We start from the raw sequence: 12349 nt of genomic DNA, 5'->3' as shown, positions 1-12349 counted from the left end.
CCTTGCCTCTGCGTAGCACTTTCACGCGTTTCTTTCAGTTGGAAGCTGCCAGCGGTCTGTTATTGATCGCCGCGGCCATCCTGGCTCTGATTATCAACAACTCGCCGTTGTCGTGGCTGTACACCGGCCTGCTCGACACTCCGGTGGTGGCGCAGATCGGTGCGTTGAAAATCGCTAAACCCCTGCTGCTGTGGATCAACGACGGTTTGATGGCGATGTTCTTCCTGCTCATCGGCCTGGAAGTGAAGCGCGAAGTCCTTGATGGCCAGCTGTCCAAACCGTCGCAGATCGTCCTGCCCGGCGCCGCAGCGATCGGCGGCATGCTGGTGCCGGCGCTGATCTACTGGTTCCTCAATCGCGATAACCCTGCAGCCCTCGACGGCTGGGCAATCCCGACCGCCACCGACATCGCCTTCGCCCTCGGCGTACTGGCGCTGCTCGGCAAGCGTGTGCCGGTATCGCTGAAACTGTTCCTGATGACCCTGGCGATCATCGATGACCTCGGCGCCATCGTGATCATCGCAATCTTCTACTCGGGCGAACTGTCGACCCTGTCGCTGGGTCTGGCGGCAGCGTGCATCGCGGCGCTGGTGGCGATGAACCGGCTCGGGGTGGTCAAACTTGGGCCGTACATGATCATCGGTTTGATTCTCTGGGTCTGCGTCCTCAAGAGCGGTGTCCACGCCACGCTGGCGGGCGTAACCCTGGCCTTCTGCATTCCATTGCGCACGAAAAATGCCGAGCCGTCGCCGTTGCTGACCCTCGAACATGCGCTGCACCCGTGGGTGGCCTACGGCATCCTGCCGCTGTTCGCCTTCGCCAACGCCGGCCTGTCGCTGACCGGCGTCACCGTCGAAAGCTTCACTCACCACGTGCCAATGGGCATTGCGGTAGGCCTGCTGCTAGGCAAGACCGTCGGCGTGTTCGGTCTGACCTGGCTCGCGGTCAAAACCGGCATCGCCGCCCTGCCCCAAGGTGCCAACTGGGGTCAGGTACTGGGCGTGGCGATCCTTTGCGGCATCGGCTTCACCATGAGCCTGTTTGTCGGCTCACTGGCGTTTGAACCGGGTGTGAGTGATTACGCTGGGATGGACCGGATGGGGATTTTGACCGGGTCGATTCTGGCGGCGTTGATTGGTTATGCGGTGACGGCGGCGGCGAGTCGCCGCAATACAGCATTGCCCAACGCATAGAAAACCTGCGGCGAGGGGACTTTCCCCTCGCCCTTCTGATACCACAGCGACAAATCCCCACGTCATTAGAGACGCGTCCTACAGCCACCATTTTCCTGCTTCGTTAACGTTGCGCAGCCCTTTGCGAAGGGCTGTCGATGGATGAACGAAAGGACGATCAGTGGCTGGCAACAAGGACATTCCCCGGGTTCAAAACCCACCGCAAGGTGATGGGCATCACGTCACCTACCGCTACATGACGGCCACGGAATTGGCGGAGCGCGACGCCAGACAAAACGCTTACGACGCCATGCTGGCGCGGCAGGAGGCTTTCGAGCGCAGCCGTGAGGTGGCGGTCAAAAAAGCCGAGCCCATGCGTGCCGGTTGCGTATTTGCCAAGTCCTGCAAATTGCCGGATGCGATTATCGATTACTCCAGTCCTTCGGGGATGGTGCCGACTGACAGCCTGAAGGATTACGGCGAGCTGATTCTGCTGGGCGCGCGTGAGGCCGATGAAAGCGGCGCAGTTCCGCTCAAGAAAATCGGCGCAACCGCTATTCCAGCTGGATTTGGCAGCCTGGCTCTGGCGGGATCGGTGTTTGAAGCACTGCCCGCTGCTGTATCAAGCGCGGCTGTTGCGCCTTTGGTTGGTTTGGTTGCGCTGTTCATGCCATCGAGTCTTGGCGACAGTGCGCTCTATACTGACGAACAACTGCGTGGACTTGAACAGGCGCGAACGCGTGTTCGGCTGAGGGTCGAACAGCAGGCCGACGGCAGCTTGAAGGGCTACGGCTTCTACACCGGCAAGAATCGCGATTGGGAAATGGTTGATGTCGTGCAGTTCAAGTTGCGTGACAGCCGGTTCATTGCTGACTTGGGCGAAGGCGTAGAACTGATCTGGACGCCGGCTGTGGATGGCTCCGACATCCTTGGCATCCCCGCGCTGGAGGCTGCACCGCAAGCGCCGCATATCTGGGTGTATCCGCCGACGAAAGCGGCGGACGGGATTCTGGTCAATCCGGTTTATCCGCCGGATTATCGGGATTTTATTCTAGTGTTTCCACCAGGCTCATTGGTTCGGCCGATTTATATCGTTGTCAGTCGGGCTAGAGACCACGCTTACTACGGCCACCCAAAAACACTTCCTGCGTTCCCCGATGCGATTAGAGTGAAGTCAAAGTCATCGGTTCAAGGTGGCGGAAAGCAGCGAGCACGCTGGGTCGACCGCAAAGGTCGAATATATGAGTGGGATTACAAAAGTAATGCTGTAGAAAAATACGACAAACTGGGAACGACTCATTTGGGTGAGTTCAATCACCTGACAGGTGAACAAACCGGGCCAGCAGAGCCAGATAGAAAAACCTCGAGAAATTAAGGACTGACATATGCTCTACCTTTCTATAACCGGCTTCTATCCTGATGACGTCCAAGATAATTCAATGCAATTCGAGCTGGACGTCACCGGCAGCGAAATGAATGAAAAGGTCGCACAACTGATCGAGTCCAAGCCCTTGAACGAACTGGAGCCCGGCGAATTAATGTTGAGCTCGGATCAGATAACTGCGCTGGAAGTTCTTCTTAACGTTAGCTTCCCGAAGGGACTAGAGTACTTCATGGGAACATGCGCCGATTATTGACTCACCTAGCTGTAAGCAATAAAAAAACCCCGACCAGTCACCTGATCGGGGTTTTCTTTACCCTACATCCCGCTTAGTGCGAAACGCGGCTGGTCCCGCCAACGGTGGAGATGCGCACGCGCTCGCCAACGCGGAACACTTCGTTCTCCTGCACCTGCTGCACATAGGCACGCATGCTGCCGTCGTCCTCACGCACGGTGATTTCCACACCTTGAGTACGGGTCAAACCTTCTTCAGTCGCCGAGCCGAGCAGACCACCCGCCACCGCACCGATGACTGCAGCAACGATGCTGCCCTTGCCGCCGCCGATGGCGCTACCGCCGACGCCGCCGACCACTGCGCCAGCAGCGCCGCCGATCGGGGTTTTGGTGCCTTCGATTTTCACCGGACGCAGGGATTCGATGGTGCCCATGCGAATCGTCTGCACGCGACGCGCTTCGTCACGGGAGTAGGAGTCACCGGTCAGGCTCGATTGGCAGCCGGTGAGCAACATCGCCATCGTGGAAAAGGAAGCAACCAGCAGAACAGACTTACGCATAGCATCAACTCCAAAGAAACATATAGTCATTAAACTCCGTGGCTTGACGCCTGTCACGACACCGCCCGGATAAATTGGCTTTCATTCAGGCGCGGTACAGACACCTGCACGCGCTCCCTGAGGTAGCCCTACAGTAGCGCCAAATTACCGATTCTGCGCCACGGACACCAAGGATTTTCATGGATTACTTCATCATCGTCGTCACCACTGTCGCCGGTTTGTACTTCCACGGATGGTTGTACGTGCGGATCAAACGCTGGATGGATCGCGACCTGGCGCTGTCATTGGCCGGCAAGCATGAAGGCAAACGTGCTTTCATGCTGGAACAGCTGGCTCGCGCTCAGGCGCTGAAGATCAAGCGCCGGGATCTGCCGAAGTGGCTGGAGGCCGCTGCGGTAGGCTATCCCGCTCGGTAGACTGCTCAGGGTGCCAGACGTTCAAGAATCCAGTCGGCGCCCTGCACACGGTAGTTGAGGCGATCGTGCAGACGGCTCGGACGGCCCTGCCAGAATTCGATGCGCTCCGGTAGCAAGCGGTAACCGCCCCAGTGTTGCGGGCAGTCGGGCTGAGTATCGGAGAAGCGCTGCTCGGTGGCCTTGAGCAAATCTTCCAGTTCAGCGCGCCCGTTGATCACCCGGCTCTGCGGTGATGCCCAGGCGCCGAGGCGGCTGCCCAGTGGCCGCACCTGATAATACGCATCCGACTCCGCGGGCGTGACCTTCACCACCCGCCCTTCGATGCGCACCTGACGTTCCAGGGTCGGCCAGAAGAAAGTCATGGCGGCGAACGGGTTGGCCGCCAGGTGCTGGCCCTTGGCGCTGTCGTAGTTGGTGAAGAAGGTGAAGCCCTGCTCGTCCAGGCCCTTGAGCAGCAGAATGCGACAGTGCGGTCGCCCATCCTTGTCGACCGTGGCCAGGGTCATGGCGTTGGCTTCCACCGGCGCCTGTTCGGTTTTCACCGCGTCGGCGAACCACTGGTGGAACAACGCAAACGGCTCGGCCGGGGCTTGCGCCTCGGTCAGGCCATCCCGGGTGTAATCACGACGCATATCTGCCAGAGCCTGGGTCATGGCGCATTCCTTTTCGTTAGCGGATCACTTCTTGTCGGCATCGGTCGCGGCGACTTTCTTGTCGGTCGCGGCGGCTTTGGCGGGAGCAGTCTTTTTCGCTGGGGCCTTGGCCGGGGCTTTTTTGGCCGGTGCCTTGGCAGCCGCTTTTTTCACCGGAGCCTTTTTGGTTGCCGGAACAGCGGCTTTTTTCGCGGCAGGGGCCGGGGTCACCGGTTTGGCGGCTGGCTTGACGTCTTGCGCGGCGACCAGGGTCACTGGCTTCGGTGCCGGCATGTTGTACTTGCTCAACAGGGCAACCATGGTGTTTTGCGGGGTCACCAGCAGTTCGACACGACGGTTGAGGGCACGACCTTCAACACTGTCGTTGGCTGCACGCGGCGCTTCGGAACCCATGCCACGCAGCATCAGGCGATCACGCTGCAAGCCACTGAGACGGAAGATTGCGGCGATGGCCTGGGCACGCTCCTGGCTCAGTTTGATATTGGCAGGCGCGGCACCACTGGAATCGCTATGGCCAAGGACCAGCACGGCAGTTTTCGGGTCGGCTTCAAGGATTTTCGCCACACGGGTGAACGGGCCGAGGGTGACCGGCAGCAGCATGGCTGGACGATCCGGGTTGAACGAGCCTTCGACCGGTGCAGTCACGACCAGCACGTTTTCACGGCGTTCGAGTTGCAGATTGCTGTCCTTGACCGCTTCACGCAGACGCGGCTCGTAGTCGTCGAGCCAGGCCTGGGTGACTTTCGGATCCGGCATCGGCACGGCTTTGGTGGTGGGTTGATCCTTGCCGCCGAACGGCCACCACCATTTGCTGCCGGTGTCGGCATCAGCCTTGGCCACGGCGACCGGTTTCTTGGCTTCAGGCGCTACTTCTGCCTTCATGTCAGCCTTGGCGGCTTCATCATCGGAACCGAACGGCCAGTACCAAGGGTTGCTGCTTTCGGTTTTGGCAACCGGTGCAGTCGCCGCTGGCTTCAAAGGCGCCGGAGCCGGCTCCTTGGCCGCCACTTTGTCGGAAGAGCCGAACGGCCACCAACTGCCGCCGTCCGCATCGTTTTTTGGGGTCTGTGCACAACCGGTGATCGCTACACACAGGGCCAGGGCGAGGGTCTTTTTAGATGACATTGAAAATCCACAAAATGAAGTAATGAAAAATCAGAGCACTTTCGCCCGGATAAACAGCCGTTTTGAAACGAAAAACCGCTTGAGGTTCCGACCCTGGGACCTCGGATGCAACTTTACAGACAAGTGGCAAGCACCCGCGCGAGCTTCTGCGCACGCGGATCCATCAAGACGTACGGCCCAAGGGTATTTGTCACAAAACCGAAGGCGACATCATGCTCAGGATCAGCGAAACCGATGGAACCGCCCGCGCCCGGATGACCAAACGCCTTGGGGCCGAGGCCATAAGTGGCGTTGGGCACGTCCGGCTGATCAAGCATGCAGCCGAGGCCAAAACGAGTCCGGGTCAACAGTGTCTTGTCTTCGCCGAGGCTGTGTTCGCGGGTCAGCTCTTCAAGCATGTCGCTTTCGAGCAGGCTGCCGTCGAGCAGACCCGCGTAGAAACCGGCCAGACTGCGCGCATTGCCGTGGCCATTGGCCGCCGGTTGCTGCATGCGCCGCCATTCCGGTTTGTTGGTGCTGGTGAGCACTGAAGGTGGGTTGGTAAAAGCGCGAGTGGTCATCGCGGTGGGCTCGCGCATGGTCACTTGCAGCAGGAGTTGCGCGGCGGCATCGCCGGCGTTGCCCTTGCCGCGCGCGATGTGCGCCACGCGGTGGAATTCTTCGTCAGCCAGACCGACGTGAAAATCCAGACCCAAAGGTTTGGCGACACGCGCGACGATGGATTCGCCCGGCCCGCGACCGTCAGCACGGCGCAGCAATTCGCCGATCAGCCAGCCGTAAGTGATTGCGGCGTAGCCGTGACCGGTGCCCGGCGTCCACCATGGTGCTTCGGCCGCAAGGGCATCGACCATGGTTTGCCATTCGTAAAGTGCTTCCGGCGCCAGCAGCTCGCGCAGTGCCGGCAGACCGGCCTGGTGGCAGAGCAATTGGCGCAGGGTCACGGATTCTTTGCCAGCGGCGGCGAATTCCGGCCAGTAGCGGGCGACTGGAACATCCAATTGCAGCTTGCCTTCACCGACCAGTTGCAGCGCGGTGACGGCGGTAAAGGTTTTGGTGCAGGAGAACAGGTTGGCAATGGTGTCGCTGTGCCAGGCCTCGGCGCCATCCTTGTCGGCAGTGCCGGACCAGAGGTCGAGGACGGTTTCTCCACCGACCTTGATGCACAGGGCTGCGCCGCGTTCTTGGGGATCGTCGAACAGTGCGGCAAAGGCTTCGCGCACCGCTTCGAATTGAAGCTCGTAATGTCCCTGAATCTGCACCCGCAACTCCCCCGCGAAAACGCTCTACAAAGTGGCCCGCATTGTTCCAGCCCTAGAGGGATTTGGGAACAGCTGCGGGCCGGACGGTTATTTCAGAAATTTCGCTGAGGCGGCTGACGCCTTCGCGAGCAGGCTCGCTCCCACACTGGATCTCTGTATCACTAAAGATCTCCTGTGGGAGCCTGCTCCGGGCGGCGTTCCGACGAAGAACGATGACGCGGTGCCTCAGGACTCAGTGACCATTGCCGGAATGACCACCGGCATGCCCTGCCCCCGGCCCTTTACCCGCCTCGCCTTTGCGCCCGCCTTCAGCCTCATGCCCCGCTGCGGCGGCCGCTTTCTCAGCCTCTTTGCCAAGCTGATCAATCGCCTGCAAATTGCTCTTGCGCACCGATTCGACAAAACCCTGATATGGCAAATCCGTCACGCCCACCAGACCAAAGTGACCATTCTCGCCATCGAGCAGACGCCCGGTCACCGGTTGATCCAGATACTGGAACCAATGCACGCCGACAATCGACGGTTCGTTCAAGGCCTGTTTGAGGAAATTGGCATACGCCGGGCCGCGATCTTCTTCCTTGGCCACTGGCGTCACGCCGCCCCAGAACGGGCCGCGATCGGCCGAGCCGAAGTTGAACTCGGTGATCAGTACCGGTTTGTCCAAAGCGCTCAGCGCGGCAAAGTCATAGCCGTCCTGCGGTTTCAGCGTGTACATGTTGAAGCTCAGCACATCGCAATACTGCGCGCAGGACGCCACGGCTTCCGGAGTACTGATGGCGAAACGGCCGCCAAGCAGCAACTGGTTCGGCGCATGCCATTTCAGCGAGTCGGAGATGGTTTTGAAGTAAGTGTCGGCGAAGACTTTCTGGAAATATTTGAAGTCCGCCTCGATTTCCGGATGCTCGGGATTCGGCAGTGGTGGCACGAAACCCGGGTCTTCCATCAATTCCCACGCCGGCAGATCGATGCCCCACGCCTTCGACAGCCCCGCCTGATTGCGGTACTTGTCGCGCAATTGCTTGAGGAACGCACGCTTGGCCGGCACGTCGGTGGTCATCTTCAACGTGCCGTAAGCCAGCGCATAACGGGATTTCGGATCATCACCGGGACCAGCCCACGCCAGTTCGTTGTCGGCGTAATAGCCGATCAGCCACGGATCGTCGCGGTGATCGCGGGCGGCGATGGCGACGGCGCGCTCGGTGGCCATGGCGAAACGCGGATCAAACGGATCCGGCATACCGCCCCACCAGTCGCTGCCGGTGCTGATGCTGGTGTAGTCACCGACGATCGACAGCGGCAAAGTGTACGGCACGCGCTCGGCATCACTCAGCGAATCGGCACTCCAGTTGCCGACCGTGTTGAAGCCCCAGGCTTGCAAGCGATCAAGCGTGTGGCTGGCCCACTGTTGCTCATCGACAGTGGCCGTGCACGGCTCGGCAGCTTTTTCTGTCGTTGCTTGTACGGTTTCAGTCTTGGCTGCTTCAGCGACACCGGACTTCGGTTCCGCAGGTACAGAGACAGGCTCTGCGGCTTTCACTGCGGCCGTTTCAGCGGCGGCAGACTTGGCCGCTTCGGCGACTCCGGACTTGCTCTCACTGTCGGCTTTGCACGGTTCACCGTACACGCGCTGCAGGTTGGCGCCGTAGAAGTCGTACCAGCGCCCGTTGCCGTAACCCCGGCCCTGATCGACACCGTTGCCACCACGGTTGTCGCCTTCGCCAAAGTGTCTGGCCAAGGGTTCATCAGACTTAGGCAGGGATTCAAACATGTACTCACGACCGGCCACGTAGGTCTGGTTGACCTGGGGGCTGACGGTGTTCACGCCTAAAGAATAAAACGGATGACCTTCAGGCGTGACCAGATACCAGCGGCCATCACGCTTTTCGGTGCGGAAGAAACCGCTGGCCTTGAAGGCCGGGCCTTTGTTCCAGCCACCGAACTTGTCCAGCGAGGACTTCTCACGCTCGGCCAGCCAGGTTTTCAGCTGTTGCTGTTCCTTGGCGGCGGCGGATTTCAGTTGTTCGTCATTACTGATTTTTTCCGGCCACTTGCTGCGGGTCGATTGCCCGTAAGCGTCGACCAGATTGCCGTACACCGCCTGGGTGACCGAATCGCCGTCCTGCACGCCAAAGCGTTCGAGCAGCAGGCTCTGGGCAACTTTCGGCTGATCCATCGACAGGCTCACCGAAACCACTTGGCTGCGATCGATCTCGCCGCTGCTGCTGGCCAACAGGATCCGCTGACCATCGACTGTCATCGGCATCGGCGGCCCGGCCTTCATACCTTGACCAAGCGGTGCGGACGCCACCAGCGGTACCAGCAACGTCTGCGCCGGGCCTGCCGGCAGGTCGACGCGGCTGACCAGTGTGCGACCGTCGTTGCTCTGGATTTGCACGTAGACCGTCACCGCCCAGTCCATTGCGCTCTGCAATCGCAGGGTCATCATGCCCGACTGCGACCAGTCCCAAGCGCCGGTCTGCGGCGTGAGCCGCAAGGTCGGGCGCGCCACCGGATTGAACGTCACCCGGCGCAGCACTTCGCCTTCAGGCGTTTGCTCGGCGTTGGCTTGCGGCAGATCCGCGTTTTCGGTGGCGATTTTCACCACGTCGGCAGGACGGACAAAGTTGAACAGGGTCTGCTGACCCGCAGGCGCCGCGAACAGCGGCGTGGCGAAGATCAAAGCGAATACGGCAGGCAACGAACGGCGGATCATAAGAACGGAGTTCTCCCTAACGACCAACAATGGCCAATGGAAAAGCAATAGCAGAGAGATAGACAACACGGCGGGCAAAACTGCCCACCGTTGTCTCAGGATATTTCACGACGGAAAGGTGGCAACGCATTGAGGATCGCCTTGCCGTAGCGCTGGGTGACCAGGCGCCGATCGAGCAAAGTGATGGTGCCGCGGTCTTCTTCGGTACGCAGCAGACGCCCGCAAGCCTGAACCAGCTTCAGCGAGGCATCGGGCACAGAGATTTCCATGAACGGATTGCCGCCACGGGCTTCGATCCACTCCGACAGCGCCGCTTCGACCGGATCATCCGGCACCGAGAACGGGATCTTGGCAATCACCACGTGCTCGCAGTAGGCACCCGGCAAGTCGACGCCTTCGGCAAAACTGGCGAGACCGAACAGCACGCTGGAATCACCGCCATCGACTCGCGCCTTGTGCTTGTTCAGGGTTTCCTGTTTCGACAGATTGCCTTGAATGAACACTTGCTTGCGCCAGTCGCGGTCGAGGCCGTCGAACACGTCCTGCATCTGTTTGCGCGAAGAGAACAGCACCAGGGTGCCGCGCGAGCCTTCGACCAGATCCGGCAGCTCACGGATGATCGCTGCCGTATGAGCAGCGGCATCGCGTGGATCGGCCTTCAGATCCGGCACGCGCAACACACCGGCATCAGCGTGATGGAACGGGCTTGGCACCACCGCGGTGACGGCTTTTTTCGGCAGACCGGCGCGCATGCGGAAGCGGTCGAAGGTGCCCAGCGCGGTCAGGGTCGCCGACGTTACGAGGCAACCGTAAGCGACATTCCACAAGCTGCGGCGCAAGGTCTCCGCCGCCAGAATCGGGCTGGCGTTGACCTCAATGTCGAACAGCGAACCGCTTTCGGCCAACGTCAGCCAGCGCGCCATCGGCGGGCTGTCTTCCGGGTCTTCGGCGGTGAACGCGGTCCACAGTTCCCAATTGCCGGAGGCGCGGGACAACAGGCTGCCGAACAGCGGATACCACTCTTCAGCCTGATTGCTGGCGATGCCGATGTTGACCTCGCCGTCCATGCCTTCCTTGAGCAGGTCGGTCAGGCGCGTGAACAGATCGTTGAGGCGCGAAAAGCCTTTTTTCAGCTCGATGCCCATTTCGCGCATGTGCTCGGGAATCACCCCGGCGACGAAACGATGGCGCGGACGCTCACGGCCCTCGACGTCTTCGCCGGGTTTGAAATCGGCGACCTGCTCACAGGCGCTGAACATGAACTGCTGCTGGGCTTTGATCTCCCGCGCCAGCTCAGGCACTTGTTCGATCAATTTGCCGAGGTCGCCCGGCAGCGGATGCTGGGCCAGCAGCTTGGTCAGGTTTTTCGCGGTGGTTTCCAGCCAGTCGGCCGTGGAACGCAGGCGCGTGTAGTGAGCGAAGTGGCCGATGGCCTTGTCCGGCAGGTGATGACCTTCGTCGAACACGTAAATGGTGTCACGCGGGTCCGGCAGCACAGCGCCGCCGCCCAAGGCGAGGTCAGCCAGGACCATGTCGTGGTTGGTGACGATCACGTCGACCTTGCCCATGCCTTCGCGGGCCTTGTAGAAGGCGCACTGGCCGAAGTTCGGGCAATGACGATTGGTGCACTGGCTGTGATCGGTGGTCAGGCGCGCCCAGTCGGCGTCTTCCAGCGCATTGGGCCAACTGTCGCGGTCGCCGTCCCATTTATTGCCGGCAAGCTTCTCGATCATGCTGGTGAACAGCTTCTGACTGGCCTCATCGACCTCGATCTTGAAGCCTTCTTCTTCGAACAGCTGGGCGGTGGCGGTTTGCGCGTGACCTTCCTGCAGCAACATGTCGAGCTTGGACAGGCACATGTAGCGACCACGGCCCTTGGCCAGGGCGAAGGTGAAATTCAGCCCGCTGTTGCGCATCAGGTCGGGCAAATCCTTGTAGACGATCTGCTCTTGCAGGGCCACGGTCGCGGTGGCGATGACCAGACGTTTGCCGGCGGCTTTGGCCGTGGGGATCGCCGCCATGCTGTAGGCCACTGTCTTGCCGGTACCGGTGCCGGCTTCCACCGCGACAATCGCGGGGTCGCCACTGCGCCGGCCTTCGTCGTCGGTGTCGATATCCCCGAGGACTTTCGCAATTTCAGCGATCATCAGGCGCTGGCCGTAACGCGGCTTGAGGCTCTTGGCCTCTAGAAAACGCGAGTAGGCGCCCTGGATCGTGGTTTTGAGTTCAGTGCTGATCATGAATTGTCGGGCGCAAAAAACGCTGGATAAATTTTCAGTGGTTTCGGATGGCGGCTATCATACCCCGCTAATTAATCCCGCGCAGAACGGAGTGCCCCAATGACACCTTTTAGCCTCGTTTACCCCTTGCATGTGCTGTCCGCCCTGGTCTGGGTCGGCGGTATGTTTTTCGCTTGGATGGTCCTGCGCCCGGCGGCTGTGAAGGCCCTCGACGGTCCTGCTCGACTGACCCTGTGGGTGGAAGTGTTTCAAGGTTTTTTTCGCTGGGTCTGGGTCGCGGTGATCCTGTTGCCGATCAGCGGTGTGGGCATGCTGCATTTGCAACAGGTCGGTTTTGAGACCGCGCCGAAGTATGTGCAGGTGATGATGGGCTTGTATGTGGTGATGACGGCGCTGTTTATCCGCATTCAGGGGTTGATGCTGCCGGAGCTGCGTAAAGCGGTGGAAGCGAAGGACTGGCCGGAGGGTGCGGCAGTGTTGGGGCGGATTCGGCGGGTGGTGGGGCTTAACTTGATTGTGGGGTTGGTGCTGGTGGCGATTGCGGCGGCGAGGCCGATGATCTGAAAATCAAAAGCCCCTCACCCTAGCCCTCTCCC

Annotated in this window: 11 protein-coding genes; 5 read left to right on the top strand and 6 right to left on the bottom strand. The window is 60.4% G+C overall.

All coding sequences use genetic code 11. The features are described from left to right. Positions 1 to 2 precede the first annotated feature (2 nt). The 3 genes from nhaA to VY732_RS06350 all read left to right on the top strand — a co-directional run bounded on the left by nhaA (position 3) and on the right by VY732_RS06350 (position 2809). Entirely contained in the window at positions 3 to 1193 is a 1191-nt protein-coding gene (gene nhaA, locus VY732_RS06360; RefSeq protein ID WP_077571409.1) for a Na+/H+ antiporter NhaA, read from the top strand. Positions 1194 to 1353: 160 nt separating this feature from the next. Further along, positions 1354 to 2547 (top strand): S-type pyocin domain-containing protein, encoded by a 1194-nt coding sequence (locus VY732_RS06355; protein ID WP_331694974.1) that lies wholly within the window; start codon positions 1354 to 1356, stop codon positions 2545 to 2547. A gap of 10 nt (positions 2548 to 2557) precedes the next feature. Next, positions 2558 to 2809 carry a pyocin S6 family toxin immunity protein gene (locus VY732_RS06350; protein WP_064119793.1) on the top strand — a complete coding sequence of 84 codons (252 nt, stop codon included), beginning with the start codon at positions 2558 to 2560 and terminating at the stop codon, positions 2807 to 2809. 73 nt (positions 2810 to 2882) lie between these two features. Here VY732_RS06350 and VY732_RS06345 read toward each other — a convergent pair whose 3' ends face one another. Next, complete coding sequence (locus tag VY732_RS06345; protein ID WP_016771369.1) at positions 2883 to 3347, bottom strand: glycine zipper 2TM domain-containing protein; 465 nt, start codon at positions 3345 to 3347, stop codon at positions 2883 to 2885. 179 nt (positions 3348 to 3526) lie between these two features. Between VY732_RS06345 and VY732_RS06340 the strand changes: the two genes are divergently transcribed. Next, positions 3527 to 3763 (top strand): hypothetical protein, encoded by a 237-nt coding sequence (locus VY732_RS06340; RefSeq protein WP_331694973.1) that lies wholly within the window; start codon positions 3527 to 3529, stop codon positions 3761 to 3763. A gap of 5 nt (positions 3764 to 3768) precedes the next feature. Here the strand turns inward: VY732_RS06340 and pdxH are convergent, their stop codons facing one another. The 5 genes from pdxH to dinG form a co-directional block, all read right to left on the bottom strand. Next, positions 3769 to 4416, bottom strand: coding sequence for a pyridoxamine 5'-phosphate oxidase (gene pdxH, locus VY732_RS06335; protein ID WP_077571407.1), 648 nt, complete (start codon positions 4414 to 4416; stop codon positions 3769 to 3771). Between the two features lie 24 nt (positions 4417 to 4440). Further along, entirely contained in the window at positions 4441 to 5541 is a 1101-nt protein-coding gene (locus tag VY732_RS06330) for an OmpA family protein (protein WP_077571406.1), read from the bottom strand. Between the two features lie 113 nt (positions 5542 to 5654). Further along, entirely contained in the window at positions 5655 to 6800 is a 1146-nt protein-coding gene (locus VY732_RS06325; protein ID WP_331694972.1) for a serine hydrolase domain-containing protein, read from the bottom strand. 232 nt (positions 6801 to 7032) lie between these two features. Continuing rightward, entirely contained in the window at positions 7033 to 9513 is a 2481-nt protein-coding gene (locus VY732_RS06320) for a beta-galactosidase (protein ID WP_331694971.1), read from the bottom strand. A 95-nt stretch (positions 9514 to 9608) separates the two neighbouring features. Continuing rightward, positions 9609 to 11753: an ATP-dependent DNA helicase DinG gene (dinG, locus tag VY732_RS06315; protein WP_034154974.1), complete on the bottom strand. Its 2145-nt coding sequence runs from the start codon at positions 11751 to 11753 to the stop codon at positions 9609 to 9611. Between the two features lie 99 nt (positions 11754 to 11852). Between dinG and VY732_RS06310 the strand changes: the two genes are divergently transcribed. Continuing rightward, entirely contained in the window at positions 11853 to 12317 is a 465-nt protein-coding gene (locus tag VY732_RS06310; RefSeq protein ID WP_331694970.1) for a DUF2269 family protein, read from the top strand. Positions 12318 to 12349 lie beyond the last annotated feature (32 nt).

The organism is Pseudomonas sp. ZY71 (genome assembly GCF_036542145.1).
Taxonomy (GTDB): Bacteria; Pseudomonadota; Gammaproteobacteria; order Pseudomonadales; family Pseudomonadaceae; genus Aquipseudomonas; species Aquipseudomonas koreensis_A.
Note: the sequence above shows the minus strand (reverse complement) of the source record. Positions and strands in the feature narration are given on the sequence as shown.